The sequence below is a fragment of the Primorskyibacter marinus genome, from assembly GCF_003313245.1.
Lineage (GTDB): Bacteria > Pseudomonadota > Alphaproteobacteria > Rhodobacterales > Rhodobacteraceae > Primorskyibacter > Primorskyibacter marinus.
In genome coordinates, this window is sequence record NZ_QJSD01000002.1 from 532,638 (window position 1) to 554,246 (window position 21,609).

21 protein-coding genes are annotated in these 21,609 nt (G+C 63.7%); 11 read left to right on the forward strand and 10 right to left on the reverse strand.

Going from position 1 to position 21,609, the window contains the following annotated elements:
• Positions 1 to 89 precede the first annotated feature (89 nt).
• On the forward strand, positions 90 to 923 hold the full coding sequence (locus DMZ65_RS06450; RefSeq protein WP_116598056.1) for a prephenate dehydratase: 834 nt from the start codon (positions 90 to 92) through the stop codon (positions 921 to 923).
• Positions 924 to 1,050: 127 nt separating this feature from the next.
• Here the strand turns inward: DMZ65_RS06450 and DMZ65_RS06455 are convergent, their stop codons facing one another.
• From DMZ65_RS06455 to ileS, 3 genes are read right to left on the reverse strand one after another with little or no spacing between them, the layout of a single operon-like run.
• Entirely contained in the window at positions 1,051 to 1,503 is a 453-nt protein-coding gene (locus DMZ65_RS06455; RefSeq protein ID WP_116598057.1) for a methylated-DNA--[protein]-cysteine S-methyltransferase, read from the reverse strand.
• 42 nt (positions 1,504 to 1,545) lie between these two features.
• Positions 1,546 to 2,382, reverse strand: a complete 837-nt coding sequence (locus tag DMZ65_RS06460) for an EamA family transporter (RefSeq protein WP_116598058.1) — start codon at positions 2,380 to 2,382, stop codon at positions 1,546 to 1,548.
• A 34-nt stretch (positions 2,383 to 2,416) separates the two neighbouring features.
• Entirely contained in the window at positions 2,417 to 5,386 is a 2,970-nt protein-coding gene (ileS, locus tag DMZ65_RS06465) for an isoleucine--tRNA ligase (protein WP_116598059.1), read from the reverse strand.
• Positions 5,387 to 5,873: 487 nt separating this feature from the next.
• On the opposite strand from ileS, the gene DMZ65_RS06470 reads away from it, so the two are divergent.
• Positions 5,874 to 6,269, forward strand: coding sequence for a hypothetical protein (locus DMZ65_RS06470; RefSeq protein WP_116598060.1), 396 nt, complete (start codon positions 5,874 to 5,876; stop codon positions 6,267 to 6,269).
• A 233-nt stretch (positions 6,270 to 6,502) separates the two neighbouring features.
• Here the strand turns inward: DMZ65_RS06470 and DMZ65_RS06475 are convergent, their stop codons facing one another.
• From DMZ65_RS06475 to DMZ65_RS06485, 3 genes are read right to left on the reverse strand one after another with little or no spacing between them, the layout of a single operon-like run.
• Complete coding sequence (locus DMZ65_RS06475; RefSeq protein WP_116598061.1) at positions 6,503 to 7,510, reverse strand: YcjF family protein; 1,008 nt, start codon at positions 7,508 to 7,510, stop codon at positions 6,503 to 6,505.
• Positions 7,507 to 7,956 (reverse strand): GNAT family N-acetyltransferase, encoded by a 450-nt coding sequence (locus tag DMZ65_RS06480; protein WP_116598062.1) that lies wholly within the window; start codon positions 7,954 to 7,956, stop codon positions 7,507 to 7,509. The genes DMZ65_RS06475 and DMZ65_RS06480 overlap by 4 nt, the downstream gene beginning before the upstream one ends.
• Positions 7,953 to 9,368, reverse strand: coding sequence for a YcjX family GTP-binding protein (locus tag DMZ65_RS06485; RefSeq protein WP_116598063.1), 1,416 nt, complete (start codon positions 9,366 to 9,368; stop codon positions 7,953 to 7,955). Before DMZ65_RS06485 ends, DMZ65_RS06480 begins: the two co-directional genes overlap by 4 nt.
• Before the next feature lie 112 nt (positions 9,369 to 9,480).
• Here DMZ65_RS06485 and truA point away from each other — a divergent pair, with 112 nt between their 5' ends.
• The 4 genes from truA (at position 9,481) to argF (ending at position 13,306) form a co-directional block, all read left to right on the forward strand.
• Positions 9,481 to 10,248, forward strand: a complete 768-nt coding sequence (gene truA / locus DMZ65_RS06490; RefSeq protein ID WP_116598064.1) for a tRNA pseudouridine(38-40) synthase TruA — start codon at positions 9,481 to 9,483, stop codon at positions 10,246 to 10,248.
• 385 nt (positions 10,249 to 10,633) lie between these two features.
• Positions 10,634 to 11,812, forward strand: a complete 1,179-nt coding sequence (locus tag DMZ65_RS06495; RefSeq protein ID WP_116598164.1) for an aspartate aminotransferase family protein — start codon at positions 10,634 to 10,636, stop codon at positions 11,810 to 11,812.
• Positions 11,778 to 12,290 (forward strand): GNAT family N-acetyltransferase, encoded by a 513-nt coding sequence (locus DMZ65_RS06500; protein WP_116598065.1) that lies wholly within the window; start codon positions 11,778 to 11,780, stop codon positions 12,288 to 12,290. The genes DMZ65_RS06495 and DMZ65_RS06500 overlap by 35 nt, the downstream gene beginning before the upstream one ends.
• Before the next feature lie 89 nt (positions 12,291 to 12,379).
• Positions 12,380 to 13,306 carry an ornithine carbamoyltransferase gene (argF, locus tag DMZ65_RS06505; protein ID WP_116598165.1) on the forward strand — a complete coding sequence of 309 codons (927 nt, stop codon included), beginning with the start codon at positions 12,380 to 12,382 and terminating at the stop codon, positions 13,304 to 13,306.
• Between the two features lie 170 nt (positions 13,307 to 13,476).
• On the opposite strand, the gene hrpB is transcribed toward argF, so the two are convergent.
• Positions 13,477 to 15,915: an ATP-dependent helicase HrpB gene (gene hrpB / locus DMZ65_RS06510; protein ID WP_116598066.1), complete on the reverse strand. Its 2,439-nt coding sequence runs from the start codon at positions 15,913 to 15,915 to the stop codon at positions 13,477 to 13,479.
• Between the two features lie 192 nt (positions 15,916 to 16,107).
• On the opposite strand from hrpB, the gene meaB reads away from it, so the two are divergent.
• The 5 genes from meaB to DMZ65_RS06535 all read left to right on the forward strand — a co-directional run bounded on the left by meaB (position 16,108) and on the right by DMZ65_RS06535 (position 19,276).
• Positions 16,108 to 17,085 (forward strand): methylmalonyl Co-A mutase-associated GTPase MeaB, encoded by a 978-nt coding sequence (gene meaB / locus DMZ65_RS06515; protein WP_116598067.1) that lies wholly within the window; start codon positions 16,108 to 16,110, stop codon positions 17,083 to 17,085.
• A gap of 4 nt (positions 17,086 to 17,089) precedes the next feature.
• Positions 17,090 to 17,920, forward strand: a complete 831-nt coding sequence (locus DMZ65_RS06520) for an alpha/beta fold hydrolase (RefSeq protein WP_198662635.1) — start codon at positions 17,090 to 17,092, stop codon at positions 17,918 to 17,920.
• A 115-nt stretch (positions 17,921 to 18,035) separates the two neighbouring features.
• On the forward strand, positions 18,036 to 18,326 hold the full coding sequence (rpmB, locus tag DMZ65_RS06525) for a 50S ribosomal protein L28 (protein WP_116598068.1): 291 nt from the start codon (positions 18,036 to 18,038) through the stop codon (positions 18,324 to 18,326).
• A gap of 101 nt (positions 18,327 to 18,427) precedes the next feature.
• The gene (locus DMZ65_RS06530; RefSeq protein WP_116598069.1) at positions 18,428 to 18,793 is read left to right on the forward strand and encodes a hypothetical protein; all 366 of its coding nucleotides are present in this window, start codon (positions 18,428 to 18,430) and stop codon (positions 18,791 to 18,793) included.
• 45 nt (positions 18,794 to 18,838) lie between these two features.
• On the forward strand, positions 18,839 to 19,276 hold the full coding sequence (locus tag DMZ65_RS06535; RefSeq protein WP_116598070.1) for a copper chaperone PCu(A)C: 438 nt from the start codon (positions 18,839 to 18,841) through the stop codon (positions 19,274 to 19,276).
• Positions 19,277 to 19,388: 112 nt separating this feature from the next.
• Here DMZ65_RS06535 and DMZ65_RS06540 read toward each other — a convergent pair whose 3' ends face one another.
• The 3 genes from DMZ65_RS06540 to argB are packed head-to-tail and all read right to left on the reverse strand — an operon-like array spanning position 19,389 to position 21,447.
• Positions 19,389 to 19,883, reverse strand: a complete 495-nt coding sequence (locus DMZ65_RS06540) for a SixA phosphatase family protein (RefSeq protein ID WP_116598071.1) — start codon at positions 19,881 to 19,883, stop codon at positions 19,389 to 19,391.
• Complete coding sequence (locus tag DMZ65_RS06545) at positions 19,874 to 20,563, reverse strand: ferredoxin (RefSeq protein ID WP_232824905.1); 690 nt, start codon at positions 20,561 to 20,563, stop codon at positions 19,874 to 19,876. Before DMZ65_RS06545 ends, DMZ65_RS06540 begins: the two co-directional genes overlap by 10 nt.
• Positions 20,560 to 21,447: an acetylglutamate kinase gene (gene argB / locus DMZ65_RS06550; protein ID WP_116598072.1), complete on the reverse strand. Its 888-nt coding sequence runs from the start codon at positions 21,445 to 21,447 to the stop codon at positions 20,560 to 20,562. The genes DMZ65_RS06545 and argB overlap by 4 nt, the downstream gene beginning before the upstream one ends.
• Positions 21,448 to 21,609: the final 162 nt, after the last annotated feature.

The following is a 21,609-nucleotide window of genomic DNA, read 5'->3' on the forward strand; positions in this document are numbered from 1 at the left end:
GCGCGTATCTACGGGTTCCCCTTCGCTGTGGCAAGGTGTAGAAGCCGCGACCAAACGCCCGAGAGGGATTAAACCTCAGGATTTTCGAGATGACCAGACGCATAGCCTTCCAGGGGGAACCTGGCGCATATTCCCACCAGGCCTGTCGCCAGGCCCGCCCGGAGATGGAGGCGCTGGCGTGTCGCACCTTCGAGGACGCGATCGAGGCGGTACGCGGGGGCGATGCCGATCTGGCGATGCTGCCGGTGGAAAATTCCACCTACGGGCGGGTTGCGGACATACACTCGCTGCTGCCGGGATCAGGGCTGCACATCATCGACGAGACATTTGTGCGGGTGCATATCAACCTGCTGGCCGTGCCCGGAACGCAGTTGAGTGCGGTCGAAAGCGCGATGAGCCACACAGTGCTTCTGGGACAATGTCATAAGTTCCTGCGCGAGCACGGCATTCACCGGGTGACTGGTGCGGATACCGCCGGATCGGCCAAGCATGTGGCCGAGGTGGGCGATGCGAAGATGGGGGCGCTGGCCTCGGAATTGGCGGGCGAGATCTACGGGCTGGACGTTCTGGCGCGCCATATCGAGGATGAGGGCAACAATACCACGCGATTCCTGATCATGTCAGCAGAACCGGATATGACACCGCGTGGCGCGCATGGCATGATGACATCTTTCGTGTTCCAGGTCCGCAACATTCCGGCGGCGCTGTACAAGGCAATGGGCGGATTTGCGACCAATGGCGTCAACATGACCAAGCTGGAAAGCTACATGGTGGGGGGGTCTTTCACGGCGACGCAGTTCTATGCCGATATCGAAGGCCATCCCGACGATCCGGCAGTGGCGCTGGCGCTGGACGAATTGGGCTATTTCACCAGTTATCTGGAAATTCTTGGCGTCTACCCACGCGATTCGCGGCGCGACTGACGGGGGCTGTTCCTGAAAGGAGCGGCCTTGCGGCCGCACAGGATGTCTCGCCTCCCGCCTGTCGGGCGGGAGGCTCGGCGCGCGTTGCGAGGCGACGTGCAAGTCTGACGTTTTCGCGGGGGATGGGTCAGATCAGAAGGCTGGCGGCACCTTCGTGTTTCAGAAGCCAGACTTTGGTTTCAATGCCATGCCGACCGGAGAAGCCGCCGAGATTGGTCGCTGCAAGGACGCGGTGGCAGGGGATGATCAGCGAAATCGGGTTGCCGCTGCAAGCCTGCCCGATTGCCTGTGCGGGAACGCCGAGCTCTTTCGCGAGGTCGCCATAGGTGCGGGTTTCGCCGAAGCGGATGGTCAGCATAGCATTACATGTCTGTTGTTGCAGGCTTGATCCGTCGGGGTTGAGGGGCAGATCGAAACTTGTCAGCTGTCCGTCGAAATAGGCGGTAACCTGCGCTGCGGCGCGTTGCAGCAAAGGTGTTTGATCCGTGCCGCCGCTGCCCCATTCGCTGCGCGTGATCCGACCATGTTCTTCGGTGATGGTGAAGGGGCCGGTGGGCGTTTGGACGGTCAGGCTGGGCATGTGCATAAAGTGGCGTCGGAAGCGCCACTTGGCAAGAACGGTTCAAAGCCGGGTCAGAACGACGCCCGCGATGATCAGCGTGGCGGCAAGCGCCTTGGTGCGGTCAATCCGGTCGCCCATGAAGAGCCAGCCCAGAAGCACGGCGAAGAGGATAGAGGTTTCGCGCAGCGCGGTCACCAGCGCGATCGGGGCCTGGGTCATGGCCCAGACGGCGATGGCATAGGCCGCGTAGGACCCGGCGGCGGCGAGACAGCCCAGAAGCCAGTCCCGTTTGCGGGCCTGAAGGACAGAGCGCCCGCGTAGCGCGATGCAGATGGGGGTGAAAAACATTCCGTCGAGGATGAAAAGCCATGCGACATACATTGCCGGATTCTCGGAGATCCGCGCGCCCAAGCCGTCCACCAGCGAATAGCCAGCGGTCATTAGCGCCGACCCCAGGGCCAGTGGGACAAGGCGGTGGCTTTCGCCGCTGGTGAAGACACCGCGGGCCATCATCAGGATGCCGCAGCCCAGAACGGCGATTGCAAGATATTCCAGCGGCAGGATGACGTCGGCGAGCAGGGCGGCAGAGACCAGCGTCACGACCAGCGGTGCCGCGCCACGGGCGATGGGATAGACGCGGCTGAGATCGCCCTGTTCGTAGGCATAGGCGAGGAACAGCTTGTAGCCGGAATGGAAGACACCGGAGGCCAGCAACCAGAAGCAGACCTCGGACGAGGGCAGGGGGTGGGCCAGCGCCACGATACCGCCCATGCCCATCTGCACCAGCGTCAGAATCAGCATCGACGTCATTTTGGACGCGCCGAGTTTGATCAGCGCGTTCCAGCCCGCATGCAGCAGGGCGGCGGCAAGGACCGCGAGGAATACCGTCAGGCTCATCGCGGTCCGCCTTTCGTTTCAGCGCGTCGGCGCGTCAGCCCAGTGCCGCGTCACAACGTGCGCAGGTGCCCGGATGCTTGTGGGTGCCGACATCCGGCAGGATCTTCCAGCAGCGTTGGCATTTCTCGCCTTCAGCCTTTTCGAACACCACGCCCACGCCGTCGATTTCCGGCAGGCGGAAGGATTCGCCGGGCTGTGGATCGCCAGTCAGGGAGATCGCTGAGGTGATGCAGATATCGTCGAAATTGACGGATTTCAGCGCCGCCAGCATGTCCTTGTCGCGCACATGCACGACCGGGGCGGCCTCCAGCGAGGCACCGATCACCTTGTCGGTACGCTGCACTTCAAGCGCGGCGGTCACGGCCCGGCGGGCCTGACGGACGCTGGCCCATTTGGCGGCCAGCGGTTCGTCCAGCCAATCGGCTGGCGTGTCCGGGAAATCGGTCAGGTGGACAGAGCTTTCCTCGCCGCCGAAGCGTTCCAGCCAGACCTCCTCCATCGTGAAGACGAGAACCGGCGCCAGCCAGCTTGTCAGGCGGTGGAACAGGATGTCCAGCACCGTGCGCGCGGCACGGCGGCGGTCTGTGTCGCCGTCGCAATAGAGCACGTCCTTGCGGATATCGAAGTAGAAGGAGGACAAATCCACCGTGGCGAAGTTGAACAGGGCCTGGAACACGCCCTGGAAGTCGAATTCCGCATAGCCCTTGCGGACCCGGTGATCGAGCTCGGCCAGACGGTGCAGCACCCAGCGTTCCAATTCCGGCATATCAGCAGGGGCGGTGCGGTCGGATTCCTCGAAATGCGACAGCGCGCCCAGCATGAAGCGCATGGTGTTGCGCAAGCGGCGATAGCTGTCTGCCGTGCCTTTCAGGATTTCCGGCCCGATGCGCTGATCGGCGGTATAATCGGCCTGTGCCACCCAGAGCCGCAGAATATCTGCGCCGTATTGCTTGACCACATCGTCAGGCGCGATGGTGTTGCCCAGCGATTTGGACATCTTGTTGCCCTTGCCGTCCAGCGTGAACCCATGCGTGACGACGTTGCGATAGGGGGCGCGTCCGATGGTGCCGCAGGCTTGCAGCATGGAGGAATGGAACCAGCCGCGATGCTGATCGGTGCCTTCCATATAGACATCGGCGATACCGTCTTCGGTGCCGTCCTCACGGTCGCGCAGCACAAAGGCGTGGGTGGAGCCGGAATCGAACCACACATCGAGGATGTCGAAGACCTGATCCCATTCGGCGGGGTCATAATCGCTGCCGAGGAAACGTTCTTTCGCGCCGGGCTTGTACCAGGCGTCGGCACCTTCGGCCTCAAACGCTTCAAGGATACGGGCGTTGACGGCCTCATCGCGCAGCAGGAAACCTTCGTCGGTGGGCAGCACGCCCTTCCGGGTAAAGCATGTCAGCGGCACGCCCCAGGCGCGTTGGCGCGACAGAACCCAATCGGGGCGAACCTCGATCATCGAAAACAGGCGGTTGCGGCCGGTCTGCGGCGTCCATTTCACCAGTTCGTCGATAGAGGTCAGCGCGCGTTCACGGATGGTCTTGCCGTAAGTGTCCTGCCCGTCGCCAACCTCGCGGTCGATGGCGGCGAACCATTGTGGCGTGTTGCGGAAGATCACCGGTGCCTTGGACCGCCAGCTATGCGGATAGCTGTGGGTCACACGGCCACGGGCGATCAGCCCGCCCACCTCGACCAGCTTGGCAATGACGGTGGGGTTGGCCTTGCCTTCCTTGCCCTTGCGGTCGAACACTTGAAGGCCGGCAAAGAACGGCACATGCGGCAGGAATTCGGATTCCTCGCCCACATTATGCGTCATCCGGTCCAGCCAGTTACGCTGCATGAAACATTCAAAGTCATCTGCACCGTGGCTTGGGGCGGTGTGAACGAAACCTGTGCCAGCCTCGTCGGTCACATGGTCGCCGTCGATCATCGGCACGTCGTAATCCCAGAAGCCGTCCGCCCCGTCCACGCCCGCAAAGGGGTGGGCCAGCGTCAGAGTGGACAGCTCCTCTGCCGATACATCCCGCAGGCGGCGATACATCGTGTCGTCCAGACGTGCGCTGCTCAGCACATCTTCTGCCAGCGCATCGGCCAGCAGATAGCGGTCGCCGATCTTGCACCAGCATTCCTCGGGGGTGCCGGTGACTTCATACAGGCCGTAGTTGATCTTGGGGTTGTAAGCGACGGCCTTGTTGGACGGGATCGTCCAGGGCGTCGTTGTCCAGATCACCACTTTGGCCGTCAGCAGGTCCGACGAGGCGAGCACGGAATCGGCACCCGCATAGTCGTCATCCTCGCCTTCGGGCATGGTGAAATCACCGCCCGAGACGACCTTGAACGGCACCCAGATCGTATGGCTTTTGTGATCGTGATACTCGATCTCGGCCTCGGCCAGCGCGGTCTTTTCGACCGGAGACCACATCACCGGCTTGGAGCCCTGATACAGCGTGCCATTCATCAGGAATTTCTGGAAATCCTCGGCGATGATCCGTTCGGCCCGGAAATCCATTGTCAGGTAGGGGCGTTCCCACTTGCCGGTGATGCCCAGACGTTTGAATTCGTCGCGCTGCACGTCGATCCAGCCCTCGGCGAACCGGCGGCATTCCTGACGGAAATCGACGACATCGACCTCGTCCTTGTTCTTGCCCTTGGCGCGGTATTGTTCCTCGATCTTCCATTCGATCGGCAAGCCGTGGCAGTCCCAGCCGGGAATATAGCGCGCGTCGCGGCCCATCATCTGGTGGCTGCGCACGATCATGTCCTTGATCGTCTTGTTCAGCGCGTGACCGATATGCAGATGGCCGTTGGCATAGGGGGGACCGTCATGCAGCGTGAACGGGGTCCGGTCCCCGGCATTTTCGCGCAGGCGGTCATAGATGCCGATTTTCTCCCAGCGGGCCAGCCATTCAGGTTCTCGTTTGGGCAGTCCCGCGCGCATCGGGAAATCGGTTTTCGGAAGGTTCAGCGTAGCTTTATAGTCGGGCGTCTCGGCGCACATCTTGGGCGTCCTTGAAAATCGTGTGAATTGTCTGGAAGGTCAGGGGCGGCGCGGCAGTGCATACGCCTTGTCCCGGCGGCTCGCGTGTCAGAGCGCCGGGCATATAATTCGAATGATGATCGCGAGGCCATGCGTCATGAGGCAGGTTATAGGCGCGCGATGCGCGGGCGTCCAGTGGCCGTGTCACCTGACTGGATCAGGCGATGACGACAGCCTGACCCGCATGTGTTTGCGCATCTTCTGGCGCAACTGGCGGAAAACGGCGCGCGGAGACGGTGGTTGCGGCAATGTCCCGCCGGTTCCGGCGGCTGCCACTGACGCGGCAAGAGTCGGCGCATGGGGTGCCGCGTTTTCGGCAGGGTCTGGCCGATCCGTGACGATTGCAAAACGGCGTCGAACCATTCGGCCATCTGCGCGCTTTGCTTACAAGCGGTCGGACTTTCATGGGAACGCCTCATTCGACCGCATCCAATGAAGGAGAACCCAGATGGCCTATAAAGAGACAGATACTCACCTGCGCGAGCCGCGCGAAATCCGCACGACCCGGTCCGGCGGCAACGTCGTGATCGCCCTTGTCGTCGCAGTTGTGGTGATCATTGCCGTGCTGGTCGGTGCCTCGTTGATCAGCGGTTCGCCAGAACCCGCGCCGGTCCTGACAGATCCGCCCGCGCCCGCAAGCACCCCGATGATCGAGAGCGGTGCCGATGCGACTGCACCAGCGGCAAACGGCAATGGTGAGGCCGCAGCGCCGGTGACGGAGACTGGCAATACCCAAGCCACGACAAACGGTGCCGAGGCAGGGGGATCAGCGACGGCGGCCGACGACGCGGCCCCGGCTGACAATGGCGTCGCTGCCGAGGAACAACCAGCGCCTGCCGAGTAATTCGGTTGCCAATGGCGATGCTGTAGATACGCAGCGTTTGCCATTCGAGAATTGCCCGTAAAGATCAAGCGGGGTGCATTCGGATGATGCGCCCCGCGCTCTGCTGGTTGCTGGCGGCGGAACAAGCAGAACCCTGCTGCTAACCGACGGCTCCGCACGGATACCCTGCCAGGATCCGCCACCGATGCCGTTCGGCACACGGACCAGCCCTGCCATGTCTGCGGATGCAAGCGTCAGTCCTTGTCCTGCCGGAATAATCCGGTCAGCGCGGATTTGACCATACTGCGCACCGGTGGGCGTGGTTCGCGGGTGAAGGGCAGCGGGCGGCAGACCTCCATCGCCGCGGCACCGACACGGGCGGTCAGCGCGCCGTTGATCAAGCCTTCGCCAAACCGCCGCGACAGTTTTGCAAGTAGTCCGCCGCCCAACACCGGTTCCAGCATGTCGTCGCCCACCGCCACCGCACCGGTGGCAACCAGATGCGCCATCACGGCGCGGGTCAGTCGCCAGCTTCCCAAAGTGCCCGACCGGCCGCCATAAATCTCGGCAATGCGCCGGATCATCCGGATATTGGCCGTAAGCGCCGACGCGACATCCGCCAAAGCCAGCGGCACCAGCGCGGTGACAGTGGCCACCTGACGGGCCGCGGCCTCGACCTCGGCTCGGGCGGCGCGATCCAGGGGACGCAGAAGTTCTGCTTCGGCCAGCCCCAGCAGGGCACCTGCGTCAAACTGCTCTGCCCCCAAATCCTCGACGCGTTGTCGGCCCCAGAGGGTATCCTCACGCCCCGAATAAAGCGCGGTCAGCTCCTTGATGACAATTCGCGCGCCGCCAAGGTCATCCTCTGCCAGCGCCTGCGCTGCGCGCCGGTGCAGCTTGTCAATTCGCGCCAGCCGCGAAAAGACCGACAGTTCCTTGATCGCAATCGCCAGCAGCACCAGCACAAACAGACCAAATAGCACAGTCACCGCCCAGCCCAGCAGCGGCACCCGCGCAATGAGACCAGCGGCAAAGTTCCACGCCGCCACCGAAACCACGGTGCCGATGACCGCCATCAACAGCCCCCAGAACCACCGTGCCAAGGGCGAGGAACGCCGACCGGCAAGCGCCGCGACCGTCGCCATTGCCTGACCGCGCGGGCCGGGTTCGCCCGTGTCGGGCACCGGCGGGGCTTCGGCGGGCGAAGGCCCGCTACCCTTGCCATCAAGGTCGATCAGTACAGGGCCATCCCGGTCACTCATTTCTTGCCCTTTCGCCTCCAGATATAAGTGATATCAGGCAGCTTTTCTTCATTCGAATGGCCGTCGGTTCGGCTGTCCTCGATGAAACCCTCGCGAAGGTAGAATCGCTGCGCCGCGATATTATGCTGGAAGGTCCAGAGTTTCAGCCTGTCGCGGCCAATCTTGGCGTCATCCAACAACATGCGCCCGACCCCGGATCCGCGTGCCTGCGCGCTGACGTAAAGCGCGTGGACATAACCCTCTTGCCGGGCAATGAACCCCAACACCAACCGGTCCTCACAGGCGACGGTCACCCATCCGCAATCGATCATCTTGGCGCAATAGCTGATATCCTCGGCCGCGGAATGCAGGTGCGGCTTCCAATCGTTGGCGGCGTTGCCATCGCTCATCAACCCACCGATCTTGCCTGCATCCAACGATCGGGCCGGGCGCAGGATGATCGTCATAGCCGGTCTCCGAACAGGAATTGTGCGGCCTTGTCCAGCCGGATATGCGGCGGGCCTTCGTCCGGTTTCAGGGTCAGCGGCGCGGGGGCGAACCGCATGATCTGGTAATCCTGATCCAGCCACGCATCGGCTCCCTGACGCGCGGGCCCCAGCAGATGACCGGGATCGTCGGGCAGGGCACCGGGGTAGAACGCCGCCTCTTTTCCGCTGTCGAGCAACCGCCCACGCACGCAATTCAGCGTCCGCCCGTCATGCTGGATCGTTTCCTCGACCGTGGCGCGCAGCGCGGCCAGCGACATGGCAGAGGTTTCCGCCCCGGCAAAGCGTGCACGGTCGCGGGCTTCGCGCGTCAGCGCCTCCATGATCGCGGTCAGGCGGGCATGTTGGGTGTGATGCAGGTGGTCGGCCTTGGTGGCGGCAAACAGGATCTTCTCTACCCGTTTGCCGCGGAAAATCTGTGTCAGAAAGGCGTTCCGACCGGGCCGGAAAGACGACAGGATATCCGCCATCGCCAACCGCATATCCTCGACCGCGGCGGGGCCGGAATGGATTGCGCCAAGCGCATCGACCAGCACCACCTGTCGGTCGATCCGGGCGAAGTGGTCGCGGAAAAAGGGCCGCACGACCCGCGCCTTATAGGCCTCGTAGCGCCGCTCCATCTCGCGCCACAGCGATTTTCGCGGCGCTCCGCCGGGATCGGGCAGCGGTGCAAATGTCAACACCGGAGATCCCGCCAGATCCCCCGGCAGCAAAAAGCGCCCCGGCGTGCAATCGGAATAGCCATCCTGCCGCGCCTGGGTCAGATAGCCAGTGAAACTGCGGGCAAGCGCCTGCGCGTCGGTTTCGTGCAATTCCGCAGCGGCATCAGTTCCACCGGAGAGCGCGATGAACTCCGCCGCCTGTTCGCGTCGGGTGATCCGGTCCAAGGTCTCGCGTGACCAATCGGCATAGGATTTCTCCATCAACCCCAGATCCAGCAGCCATTCGCCGGGATAATCCACGATGTCCAGATGCACTGTCCGTGGCCCCTGCAAACCGGCCAGCAACCCGCTGGGCTGTACCCGCAAGGACAGGCGCAGTTCCGAGATCATCCGCGTGCTGTCGGGCCAATGCGGTTCGCGCGCCGTCAAGGCGGCCAGATGCGTCTCGTATTCAAAACGGGGCAGGGTGTCGTTGGGCTGCGGCTGCAAATAGGCGGTGGTGATGCGCCCGTCAGCCGCCGCCAGCAACTGCGGCATCCGGCCCCGGTCCAGCAGGTTCGCGACCAGCGACGTGATGAACACGGTCTTGCCCGCCCGCGCCAGGCCGGTGACGCCCAGCCGGATCACCGGTTCCGAAAACGGGCTGGCCAAGCTGTCCGCCAAGGTCTCGACCCCGCGCGTCAAACCGTCTGCCAGCGTCGAGATTACCACAAGCCTGCCCCTTCTTACCCTCTTTGCGCGCAAGATAGGCGTACCCCGCGCCAAGCACCAGTGCAACGGACAGGGATTGTGCCGGGCGGCGCGGCGCGCTATCTGCGCCGCCATGCCCAGATATGCGCTTTTGGTGGAATATGACGGCGGCCCGTTTTCGGGCTGGCAACGACAGGTCGGCCTGGCTTCGGTGCAGGGCGCGATAGAGGATGCCCTGGCGAAACTGGAGCCGCGCGCCCACAGGATCGCCGCCGCCGGGCGCACCGATGCGGGGGTCCATGCGCGGGGGCAGGTGGCGCATTGCGATATGGACAAGAACTGGGATCCGTTCCGCCTGTCCGAAGCGGTGAACTACCACCTGAAACCCGCCCCCGTGGCAATCCGCGCCTGCGTGGCGGTGGAGGACGACTGGCATGCCCGCTTTACGGCAACAGAGCGCCGCTACCTGTTCCGCATCCTGTGCCGCCGCGCGCCCCTGACGCTGGAGGCGGGGCAGGTCTGGAGGGTCGGCCTCGCCCTCGATGTCGACGCCATGCAAGAGGCCGCAAAGCGGCTGGTCGGGCATCACGACTTCACCACGTTCCGTTCGACAATATGCCAGGCCAGATCGCCGCTGAAGACCCTCGACAGGCTCGACATTCACAAGGTTGACACAGGTGCCGGTCCAGAGGTTCACTTCGACGTGCGGGCGCGCTCCTTCCTGCACAATCAGGTGCGCAGCATCGTGGGCACGCTGGAACGCGTCGGTGCCGGCAGATGGTCGCCAGACGATGTCAGTGCAGCACTTGAAGCACGCGAACGTGCGGCCTGCGGCCCGGTGAGCCCGCCGGAAGGTCTGTACCTGATGGGCGTTGGCTACCCCGACGACCCGTTCGCCTGACATCGCAGACAACGCCGCCCGCGGCCGTCCCTTCTTCTTGGCACAAATACTCCGGGGAGCGCGAGGGGCTGGCCCCTCGTTCCCGGACAGGGCCACAAGGGCCGAATTCTCAGCTATTGCGACTCCCGAAAACGCCCGTGACAACATTTCGGTCGCAAACCGGGCGACGGCGCAAAAATCCTCTGGTGCATTCGGGCACGCGCATATAAATACCCCTGCATGACCGATACGCGCCAAAACACCTTGATCCGACGTCGACGCTGCTGCGTCTGACGTCCCGCGCCTGTCGTTCCCGCGTCCATTGCCGGCGCAAACCTTCCTCATCAGATTGACTTGAGCCTGCCCATGCGGCACTCAAAGAGCTTCATTCACAAGGATGCTGTCCATGATCCCGTCCGTTCTGCCCACCTATGCGCGTGCGCCTTTGTCCTTCGTCAAGGGCGAAGGCCCCTGGTTGACCGAGGCCGACGGACGCCGATTTCTTGATCTGGGTGCCGGAATTGCCGTGAATGTTCTGGGCCACGCCAACCCCGATCTGACCACCGCGCTGACCGAGCAGGCGAACAAGGTCTGGCACGTCTCCAACCTTTACAGCATCCCCCAGCAGCAAGACCTGGCTGACAAGCTGGTGGCGGCGACATTTGCCGACACGGTGTTCTTCACCAATTCCGGCACCGAGGCGTGCGAGCTAGCCGTCAAGATGGCGCGGAAATACTGGTACGAAAAAGACCAGCCCGAAAAGGTGGAGATTGTGACTTTCTCGGGCTCATTTCACGGACGGTCCTCGGCGGCCATCGCGGCCTCGGGGTCGGAAAAGATGGTCAAGGGCTTCGGCCCTGTTTTGCCGGGCTTTGTGCATGTTGACTGGGGCGACCACGACGGGTTGCACGCGGCCATCAATGACAACACTGCCGCCATCCTGATCGAGCCCGTACAGGGCGAGGGCGGTATCCGCCCGCTTCCCGATCAATGCCTGAAAGGGCTGCGCGCGCTGTGCGATGAGAAAGGCATCCTGTTGGTGTTGGACGAGGTCCAATGCGGCATGGGCCGGACCGGGAAGCTGTTCGCGCATGAATGGGCCGGTGTGACGCCCGACATCATGATGGTCGCCAAAGGCATCGGCGGGGGCTTTCCTCTGGGGGCTGTGCTGGCGACGCAAGACGCGGCATCGGGCATGGTGGTGGGCACGCATGGATCGACCTATGGCGGCAACCCGCTGGCCTGCGCGGTCGGCGGCAAGGTCATGGAAATCGTCTCTGACCCTGAATTTCTTGCAGATGTGCGCAAACGGTCCGGACTGCTGCGGCAAAAGCTGGAAGGGCTGGTTGCCTCTCATCCCGATGTTTTCGAAGGCGTGCGCGGGTCTGGCATGATGCTGGGACTGAAATGCAAGGTTGCGCCTGCCGATCTGGTCAAGGCGGGCTATGACAATCTGGTGATCCTTGTGCCTGCCGCCGATAATGTGGTGCGCCTTCTGCCGCCACTCAATCTGACGGAAGACGAGATCGCCGAGGCGGTGACACGGATTGATGCAGCGGCAAGCACCGTCGGGGCCGATGTATGAGTTCCGCCCGGTGACACGCGCCGATTACGATATGCTGCGCGGATGGCTGGGACAGGCGCATGTCGCACCTGTCTGGGGGCCGCCGGAGCACGAAATCGCGCTCATCGACGCCGATATCGACGGCGGCGACTGTCAGATGCATGTCGTGTCTCAGGATGGTGTGGCGTTTGCGTTCATTCAGGATTGGTGTCCCCATCTGGCAGGCGTGCCGCATTTCACTGATACGGTGCCGCGCACGCGTGCCGTGGACACCTTCCTTGGTGTCCCAAGCTTTCTTGGGCAGTGCCATGCCAAGGCCTATGTTCGTCAATATGCACAAACCTTGCTGGATGGCGGCGCGGCTGAGGTCGTGACCGATCCGCGCCTGACCAACCCGCGTGGCATCGCGATTTTTCGCGGCGCAGGGTTCATACCCGGCGAGGTTCGTCCCTGCGAGGATGGCGAACTGGTGCAGAACATGCATTTCCGACGAAGCTGAACCATTCTACCGTGCAACATCATCCCCCGGCGCGCGCGCCCCGGCGACAGGTCGGCATTTTTTCGGCAGACAGCAAAGCGAACCCATATATGACCCATTTCCTCGATATTCACACCACTGCGCCGGAGGACCTTCGGCAGATCATTGATTCCGGCAAGGCGATGAAAAAGGCGCGCCTCGGCCGCCCGAAGGGCACCCCGGATGACGAGCAGCCCCTTTCAGGGCAGATGGTCGCGCTGATCTTTGAAAAGCCCTCGACCCGGACGCGTGTCAGCTTTGACGTCGGGGTGCGTCAGATGGGCGGGCAGACGATGGTGCTGTCGGGAACGGATATGCAGCTGGGCCATGGTGAAACAATCGCCGATACGGCCCGCGTGCTGAGCCGCTATGTCGATCTGATCATGATCCGGACATTTGAAGAGGCGACATTGCTGGAAATGGCCGAACATGCCGATGTGCCGGTGATCAACGGGCTGACAAACCGGACGCATCCCTGCCAGATCATGGCCGATATCATGACGTTCGAGGAACATAACGGTCCGATCGCAGGCAAGAAGGTTGTCTGGTCGGGCGATGGCAACAATGTCTGTGCGTCCTTCATTCACGCCGCCGGGCAGTTCGGCTTTGATTTCACCTTTACCGGGCCACAGACGTTGGACCCCGAACCCGGCTTCATTGAAGAAGCGCGGGCCAAAGGCGTCCGCGTCGAGATCGAGCGCAACCCGATGACAGCGGTTGAGGGGGCGGATCTGATCGTCACCGACACCTGGGTCAGCATGCATGATCCGCAATCCGCCCGTGAGCGGCGGCATAATCAGCTGCGCGGCTATCAGGTGAACGAACGCCTGATGGCCAACGCAAAGCCTGACGCGCTGTTCATGCATTGCCTGCCTGCGCATCGCGATGATGAGGCCACGTCCGAGGTGATGGACGGCCCGCATTCTGTGATCTTTGACGAGGCCGAGAACCGTCTGCACGCGCAAAAGGCTGTCATGCGCTGGTGTCTGGGCGTCTGAGCGCCCGCCCTTGTGAGAGCGTGTCGCCGGACCGCGAGGCACCGGCTCAGGGCCGGTGCGGGTGGCGCTGTAACTGTGGCGTGTCGGTTTGTTGGGATGTTTGGTCGGGCTGTGGCTAAAATCCATTGGACAAGATCACCGCCCCCATTCCGCGTCTGGGGGTCGATGCCCTATTGCCCGCGTGGCTTGGCCCGCAGCGTCGGATCGGCCTGGGTGGGATCGTCAGGCCAGGGATGTCTTGGATAACGGCCGCGCATGTCCTTTCGGACATCCTCATAGGAGGTTGCCCAGAATCCCGGCAGGTCCATGGTTGTCTGCACCGGTCGGCCTGCCGGGGACAACAGCGTAACCCGCAGCGGTTGTCCCCCGACGGTGGGATGTGTCGTCTGGCCGAACATCTCTTGCAAGCGCAAGCTGATCTCCGGTGCCGCGCCGGAATAGTCGATCGGGATGCTGCGTCCGAGAGGCGTTGTGAAATGCGCAGGCACGGCCCGGTCCAGCGCCTGCATGTCGTCCCAACCCAGCATCGCCCGCAATGCATCGAGCAGATCGAAGCGTTTCCAGTCCTCGGCAGTTCTGATGCCGGTGAGGTAGGGCAGCAACCAATCTTCCAGACCCGCCATCAATGCGTCTTCGGACATGTCCGGAAGGCGCATCCCATCCGCACGGGCGAGCGTCACCCGTGCCCGGAACAGTTGCGCCTTGGTCGAGAAGGCAAACCCCAACTCGCGCACCCCGTCCAGCATTGCCCGCGCGATGGCGTCTGCCGGGGCGTCCTTCCACAGCCGGTCATCCAGCGCCAGCGCGCCGTAGCGTTCCTGCTGGCGGGCGACCACGCGCCGTTCGCGCCGTGACCATTCACACAGATCGACCCAGGTGATGCGCTCAGCGAAAAGCCCGCGCAACTCAGCCTCGGACAGGGCGATGGCCTGCCGAATGCGCGCCTCGCGCGGGTTGCCGTCGGTGTCGGTCACGACGATCAGGCGTTGTCCGGCCAGCGGATCAGCCTCGTTCATCACCGCACCCTTGCCGCCTGACAGCACAAAGCGCGGAGCCTCGCCCTTGCGTCGAAGCCCCACGCGGTCAGGGTAAGCCAGCGCCACCATGCCGGCGGATGAGAGCGGACCAGCGGGCTTGGCGGATCGCGCCAGGCGTTTTGCCTCGGCGCGAATGCGCGACAACGTGGCGCGGTCGGCAGGCCAGGGCCGCCGGTCTGCATAGGCCTTCGGATCGGCCAGCGCTTCCAGCCGCAGCGACAGATCCGCGGGCGCACCGCGCAACGGATCACGCTCGGCCAGCAAGGCGGCGAGCGGGGCCGCATCCTGCCCGGCTGTCACCAGCATGTGACCAAGGCGCGGATGCAGTGGCAGCGCGGCCAGCGCCTTGCCATGGGCCGTGATGCGGCCCGCGCCATCCAGCGCCCCCAGCATCCGCAACAGCGCCTGCGCCTCGGCGAGCGCGCCGGGGTTGGGCGGGGTCAGAAACGGCAACTCGGACGCCTTCGCCCCCCATGCGGCCAGTTCCAGCGCCAACCCGGTCAAGTCCGCGGTCTCGATCTCGGCCGGCGGATAGGCGGCCAGCGCGCCTTCTTCGCCCTTGGACCACATCCGGTAGGCCACACCGTCGGCGACACGTCCCGCGCGCCCGGCGCGTTGCGTGGCCTCGGCGCGGGTGACGCGTTCCGTGACCAGCCGCGACATGCCAGAGCCCGGATCGAACCGCGCCCGCCGCGCGCGCCCCGCATCGATCACCACGCGCACATCCTCGATCGTCAGCGAGGTTTCTGCGATGGATGTAGCCAGCACGATCTTGCGGCGGGTGGGGTCGGCTCGGATTGCCGCGCGTTGGTCGGCGAAAGGCATCGCTCCGTAAAGCGGGCGCAGCACGCAGCCCTTTGGCAGACGGCCTGACAAGGCAGTTTCGACCCGCCGGATCTCGCCTTCGCCCGGCAAGAAAACCAACACCCCGCCGGTTGTTTCGCCAAGCGCCGTCACCACCTGTTCCGCCACGGCCTGCTCCAGCCGGGCGCGCCGGTCCAACGGTCTGGCCAAATGCCGCGTCTCGACCGGATAGCTCCGCCCCTCCGACGTGACCACCGGCGCGTCCATCAGACCTGCCACCGGCCCTGCATCCAGTGTCGCCGACATTGCCAGCAACAGCAGATCGTCGCGCAAAGCCTCGGCGATCTCCAGGCACAGCGCCAGACCGAGATCGGCATTCAGCGACCGTTCATGGAATTCGTCAAAGATCACCGCACCAACGCCCGACAACTCGGGATCGGACTGAATCATGCGCGTCAAGATACCCTCGGTGACCACTTCGATCCGCGTGGCGTGGCCGGTTTTCGCCTCGCCACGAATGCGGTAGCCCACCCGTGCTCCGACCGCGTCGCCCAGCGATTCTGCCATGCGCTCCGCCGCGGCACGCGCCGCCAGCCTCCGCGGCTCCAGCATCAGAATGCGCCCCTGCGTCAGGCCCGCCTCCAGCATCGCCAGAGGAACCCGCGTTGTCTTGCCCGCCCCCGGCGGGGCTTGCAGCACCGCGCGCCCGCGCTTTGCAAGCGCGGCAATCACCTGGGGCAAGACATCATCAATAGGCAGCCGATCCATGCCCAGCCTTATGGAACGCACCCCCGCCGCCGTAAAGCCCGCGCGATCCTGCTTCTTCTTGGTCAAAATACTCCGGGGAGCGCGAGGGGCTGGCCCCTCGCTCCTGTCCCATCTGGGCGCACCAACGCTGGTCATCTGGACAATCATGCCGCAAACCATGCAAATGGTGCCAAAGCAGCGAATGAGGGCGGCATGGATATTCCAGACACGGCGCAACGCATCCTTGCAGGCGAACGTCGCGCCTTGGCGCGGGCGATCACATTGGTGGAAAGCGGGCGCGATGATCATCGCAAGCTCGCGGCGGCCTTGCTGGACGAACTCAAAGGTGCAGGCCGTCAAGCGTTGCGTATCGGCCTTTCGGGAACACCGGGCGTGGGCAAATCGACCTTTATCGAAACGTTCGGCTGCTTCCTCACCGCCAAGGGCCTGAAAGTGGCTGTTCTGGCGGTCGATCCGTCCTCTGTCCGCTCCGGCGGGTCCATTCTGGGCGACAAGACCCGGATGGACCGGCTCAGCCGCGACGCCAATGCCTTTATTCGCCCCTCACCCAGCCAAAGCCAGTTGGGCGGCGTCGGGCGCCGGTCGCGCGAGGCGGTGGCGCTGTGCGAGGCAGCGGGCTTTGACGTGGTGCTGATCGAAACCGTTGGGGTGGGACAATCCGAAACCATGGTGGCCGAGATGGCCGATCTTTTCGTGCTGCTGCTGGCACCCGCGGGCGGCGACGAATTGCAGGGTGTCAAACGCGGCATCATGGAAATCGCGGATATCATTCTGGTCAACAAGGCGGATGGCGACCTGAAAACGGCAGCCACGCGCACCTGCGCCGACTATTCCGGCGCGTTGCGGCTGTTGCGCAAACGCCCTCAGGATCCGGACGGATTTCCCAAGGCAATGACGGTCTCGGCGCTGGAGGATGCAGGCATCCAAAAAGCCTGGGACGAGATGAATGCCCTGACGGATTGGCGTCGCGACGCGGGGCATTTCGACAGCCGCCGCGCAGCACAGGCCCGGTTCTGGTTCGAGGAAGAAGTACGCCAATCCTTGCTGTCACGTCTGCGCCGCGAACCCATCAAGGGCGCGTTGGAAACGCTTGCCCGACAGGTTGAAACAGGACAGGCAACGCCCTCGGGCGCGGCGGTGGAACTTATGCAGACCTATCTGGGCGGCTGACCCCGTGGCGCGGACCGAAGAGCGCATCTTCAATGGCGGTCACATCCGCGCCAGCCTGTTCAATCCTGATGCTGCCCGCCTGATTGTCACGTTCCGGCAAAGAGTGGCTGATCCGGGAACGTTCAGCGAGGCCCGCCCGGTTCACAGCTTCATCCGCCACAACCATGCGCATCTGCACCTTCAAAGCCAGCACAACGATTGGTACATCAATGCCGACACGCTGGCGCTTGCAGACGTTCTGCGGGATGTGACGGCACGCTACAGACGTGTCTCTGCCATCGGCTTTTCGATGGGAGGCTATGCGGCGCTGCGATTTTCCAAACCGTTGCGGCTGCGGCAGCTGGTCGCCGTCTCGCCGCAATTCACGATCTCGCCAAGGGTGCTGCCGGGGGATGCGCGCTATCGTGATTGTGCGGGCGGTTTTGATGATGCCCTGGGCAGTCTGGACGCCACGGCGCGGCGCGGCCTGCAAGGGGTGATCCTGTGCGATCCGTTCAAGCGGCTGGATGTGGTGAATGCCGAAATGATCCAGACGGTGTTTCCCAATCTACACATCTGCCGCCTGGGCGGTGGCGGGCATCCGGCAAGCCGCGTCCTGCGGCAGGGCGGGCATTTCGGCGATTTGCAGAAACTTCTGCTGTCAGGCGAGGTAGACCCGGCGCGCGTCATCGCGCTGCATCGGACCAGCCGCCGCGAATCGGACCATTACTGGGCGCATATCGCGAAGGTTGCGGCGCGCAGACAGCGGCCGGAATTGGCAGAGTTCGCGGCTGAACGGGCAGCCAGGCTGATTGCTGTCGCACAAGCAGGGCGGAATCCGCCTGATGCCTCTTGACGGGCTGGGGCATAGGCCCTAATGACACCCAACCAGTTTCCGGGCGCTGCTGCGGCAGTGCCTTTTAATATTGGCGAAAGCGAGGCTTTTGCCGGAACCAGACGAGGATGGACACATGTCGCGCCGTTGCGAATTGACCGGAAAAGGCCCGATGACTGGCAACAATGTCAGCCATGCCAACAACAAGACCCGCCGTCGTTTCCTGCCGAACCTGAACGACGTCACGCTGCAATCCGAAGCGCTGGGGCGTGGCATCAAGCTGCGTATCTCGGCTTCGGCACTGCGCAGCGTCGATCACCGGGGTGGGCTGGACGCATATCTTGCGAAAGCCAAGGACGACACGCTTTCGGCCACCGCGCTGAAAACGAAAAAAGAGATCGCAAAGGCGCTGGCCGCAACGGCCTGACAAGCTTATGATCGAGGGACAATATGCAGCCTCGCCTTTATCGGCGGGGCTGTTTCCTTTTGTCGCGTCGAACACCTGGATCTGCTGGCTAGAGTGACGCCATGACACCGGTTTTCCGCAGCCTTTTCGCAGTGATGCTTGCGCTGGTTCTGACGCTGACGGCGCAGAGCATGGCTTTGGCGCGCGGGCAGACCATGGTGGCGGGGCAGATGGTGCTGTGCACCGGGGCCGGCGTCGTGACGGTGCAGGTTGATGCCGAAGGCAACCCGGTTTCTCCGTCGCATATCTGCCCCGATTGCGCGCTGAACCTGTTGATGGCTGTGGCTGCGGACCCGGTAGAGGTGCTGCCGCACCGCGTGAGAGAGACGCTGGCCTTTCGCGCGGCACTGGTGCGTGTGGGAGGCGTGGACAGTTTTGCGCCAAAAGCGCGGGGGCCGCCGCCGCGCGATCTGTCAAAACCCGTCTGAGTTATCATATCTACTGACTTCCCAATTACTGACAGGAGAGACCTCATGTCTTTCATTTCCCGCGCCGTCCTGGCGCTTGCTTTGACTGCCACGCCGCTGTTTGCCGACACTACCGTGATGCATGCGCATGATTCTTATGCGCGCGTGTCTGGTCCCGGTGCCAAATCGGGGGCTGCCTTCATGATGCTTGAAAACCATGGCGATGAGGCTGACCGGCTGATCGGAGTGGCCTCTGATGTGGCCGAAAAGGTGGAGCTGCACACCCATATCGACGGCGGCGATGGCGTGATGCAGATGCGTCATGTGCCGGATGGGATTCTTGTGCCTGCTGGCGGTGTTCATATGCTGGAACGCGGCGCGGATCATGTGATGCTGATGGGGCTGAAGCACCCGCTGGCGCAAGGCGACACTGTCACGCTGACCCTGACCTTCGAGAAGGCAGGTGAGGTGGTGGTCGAGGTGCCTGTTGATCTTGACCGCTGAATGTTTTCGGGCCGGGGGGACGTTTCTCCTCGGGCGACGCTGCCGCCGTCGGTGAAACGTGGGCCGGGCCTTCGGGTCCGGCCCTGGCGCGCGTGGAGAGCGCCAGATGCAATTATGGCTGTTCGGTCAGGTCGCGAGGGGTGATGAAAGCGTCGACCGTGCCGCTATTGAGCGCCAGGTCGGTCCATCGCGATACATCGAAACCGGCCACAAGCGTCGCGCCGGTCGGATAGGCCCCGAAACGCGGATGGTCAGGCCGGTGCGCCAACACTTTGGACGCAAAACTTCCGATCCCCGGATTATGTGCGAGAATGAGAACCGTATTCCCGGACGCCCCTTGCAGTGACCGCAGCAGCGTTTCGGGGGAGGCATGATAGAGGTCCTCCGGATAGGCGACGGATGCACTCAGTTCCAGAAGGTCCAGTGTCTCGCGGGTGCGCGTCGCGGTTGAGCACAGCACCTTGTCCGGGAGATAACCGTTGCTGCGCAGCCAGGCACCGAGGGCGCGAGCGTTGCGCCTGCCGCGGTCATTCAGCGGGCGGGCGTGGTCCGGCTGGGTAAAGTTGTCCCAGCTGGATTTGGCGTGACGCATGAGGATCAGGCGCATGTCTGTCCTTTCAGGAAGGCGGCCATGTGAAAGGCGGATTGTGCCGGATCACGGCCCAATCGCAGGGAGGCCGGGCATGCCTGTCGCACAAGGCAGCCCATTCGGCAGGCCTGCCCCTGTGCCGAGCGCATATGGGTCGCGCATTTGGCGATGTCATAATCCAGATCGGGGGCCAGCGCGCCCACAGGGCAGGCAGTGGTGCAGGGTGCTGCGCAGGACGTACAGGGGGAGGGTGGTGAGGATGGCAGATCCAGCCGGTCCTGTATTGCGAGGGCAGCACGGAAGCTGACAAGGAGGCCCGCCTGATCCTGCACCAGCAGCCCGGAGGGCGAGACGTGGCTGCGGCCCGAGGCGAGCGCCCAGGCAATGAAGGGCGGCCATGGCGGGCCGTCAGAGGGGTAAATGGCCTGCGCACCGATCTCTTGCGCCAATGCGCCAGCCTGCCGTTTTGACCAGCGGTCGAGAGGGTGCGGCGCGCCGTCGGATTTCTCTGGCGATGCGCTGAAGGCGGACCAGAAGCGCGGCTCGTCCGGGCCGAGCAGGAAAAGTGTCTGACACCCTTTGGGTGCGGCATCGTCGTGGCCGGGGTGAAACGCCCCGCGAATCGCCAGTGAACGGCTGGCTGCCAGCGTCTCGATCCGCGCATAGCCTGTCGCGGAAGCGGGGCGTGCCGCGGTCACTCTGGCGTAGGTGCCGGGCTTGGCCGTCGGATGAGCGACCCTGCGCCGTGATCGGTGAACAGCTCCAGCAAGCAGGCGTTGGACACGCGTCCGTCCAGAATGACCACGGCACGCACGCCCTGTTCGATGGCTTTCAGTGCGGTTTCGGTCTTGGGAATCATGCCGCCCGCGATCGTGCCATCCGCTGTCATGCGGCGCACGTCATCGGGGGTCATGGCGGTGACGACCTCGCCCGAGGTATCCTTGACGCCGGACACGTCGGTCAGAAGCAGGAGCCGGTCGGCCTTGAGCGCGCCTGCGATGGCACCCGCCGCAGTGTCGCCGTTGACGTTGAACGTCTCCAGCGGGTCCATGCCGGTGGCCACGGGGGCAACGACCGGGATGATCCCGGCCGCAAAGAGATCACGCAGGACCTGCACGTTCATCTCGATCGGGCGGCCGACAAAGCCCAGTTCCGGGTCGTCCGCCTCGCAGACCATCAGGTCGTCATCCTTGCCCGACAGCCCGACGGCGCGGCCGCCTTCGTCCATGATCGCCTGAACGATGCGTTTGTTGACAAGGCCGGTCAGGACCATCTCCACCACCTCGACCGTGGCCTGATCGGTGACGCGTTTGCCCCGGACGAATTTGGACTCGATGCCAAGGCGCCCCAGAAGGTCATTGATCATCGGGCCGCCGCCATGCACCACCACCGGGTTCACGCCGACCTGGCGCATCAGCACGATGTCACGGGCGAATTCAGCCATCGCATCGGCGTCGCCCATCGCGTTGCCGCCGAATTTCACCACCACGATGGCACCTGAATAGCGCTGCATGTAGGGCAGGGCTTCTGACAGCGTTCGGGCGGTGGTGATCCAGTCCTGGTTCATGGTGCGCTTCTTCATCCTTGGCATCCCTGTCGGTCTGCAACGTTTATCGGATGCACAGGCAGAGGGTGCAAGGGGTGCTTTGGGCCGTGTCACGCTGAATGGCTGATGGTAGAGGGGTTTGGCGCGTGCAGGAGCGAGGGGCCGGCCCCTCGCGCTCCCCGGAGTATTTTTGCCAAG

What these genes read in the sequence shown, in the direction of transcription:
- DMZ65_RS06450 (WP_116598056.1), top strand. Translation starts at nt 90, where the DNA reads ATGACCAGACGCATAGCCTTCCAGGGGGAACCTGGCGCATATTCCCAC.
- DMZ65_RS06455 (WP_116598057.1), bottom strand. Translation starts at nt 1,503, where the DNA reads ATGCCCAGCCTGACCGTCCAAACGCCCACCGGCCCCTTCACCATCACC.
- DMZ65_RS06460 (WP_116598058.1), bottom strand. Translation starts at nt 2,382, where the DNA reads ATGAGCCTGACGGTATTCCTCGCGGTCCTTGCCGCCGCCCTGCTGCAT.
- ileS (WP_116598059.1), bottom strand. Translation starts at nt 5,386, where the DNA reads ATGTGCGCCGAGACGCCCGACTATAAAGCTACGCTGAACCTTCCGAAA.
- DMZ65_RS06470 (WP_116598060.1), top strand. Translation starts at nt 5,874, where the DNA reads ATGGCCTATAAAGAGACAGATACTCACCTGCGCGAGCCGCGCGAAATC.
- DMZ65_RS06475 (WP_116598061.1), bottom strand. Translation starts at nt 7,510, where the DNA reads ATGAGTGACCGGGATGGCCCTGTACTGATCGACCTTGATGGCAAGGGT.
- DMZ65_RS06480 (WP_116598062.1), bottom strand. Translation starts at nt 7,956, where the DNA reads ATGACGATCATCCTGCGCCCGGCCCGATCGTTGGATGCAGGCAAGATC.
- truA (WP_116598064.1), top strand. Translation starts at nt 9,481, where the DNA reads ATGCCCAGATATGCGCTTTTGGTGGAATATGACGGCGGCCCGTTTTCG.
- DMZ65_RS06495 (WP_116598164.1), top strand. Translation starts at nt 10,634, where the DNA reads ATGATCCCGTCCGTTCTGCCCACCTATGCGCGTGCGCCTTTGTCCTTC.
- DMZ65_RS06500 (WP_116598065.1), top strand. Translation starts at nt 11,778, where the DNA reads ATGCAGCGGCAAGCACCGTCGGGGCCGATGTATGAGTTCCGCCCGGTG.
- argF (WP_116598165.1), top strand. Translation starts at nt 12,380, where the DNA reads ATGACCCATTTCCTCGATATTCACACCACTGCGCCGGAGGACCTTCGG.
- hrpB (WP_116598066.1), bottom strand. Translation starts at nt 15,915, where the DNA reads ATGGATCGGCTGCCTATTGATGATGTCTTGCCCCAGGTGATTGCCGCG.
- meaB (WP_116598067.1), top strand. Translation starts at nt 16,108, where the DNA reads ATGGATATTCCAGACACGGCGCAACGCATCCTTGCAGGCGAACGTCGC.
- rpmB (WP_116598068.1), top strand. Translation starts at nt 18,036, where the DNA reads ATGTCGCGCCGTTGCGAATTGACCGGAAAAGGCCCGATGACTGGCAAC.
- DMZ65_RS06530 (WP_116598069.1), top strand. Translation starts at nt 18,428, where the DNA reads ATGACACCGGTTTTCCGCAGCCTTTTCGCAGTGATGCTTGCGCTGGTT.
- DMZ65_RS06535 (WP_116598070.1), top strand. Translation starts at nt 18,839, where the DNA reads ATGTCTTTCATTTCCCGCGCCGTCCTGGCGCTTGCTTTGACTGCCACG.
- DMZ65_RS06540 (WP_116598071.1), bottom strand. Translation starts at nt 19,883, where the DNA reads ATGCGCCTGATCCTCATGCGTCACGCCAAATCCAGCTGGGACAACTTT.
- argB (WP_116598072.1), bottom strand. Translation starts at nt 21,447, where the DNA reads ATGAAGAAGCGCACCATGAACCAGGACTGGATCACCACCGCCCGAACG.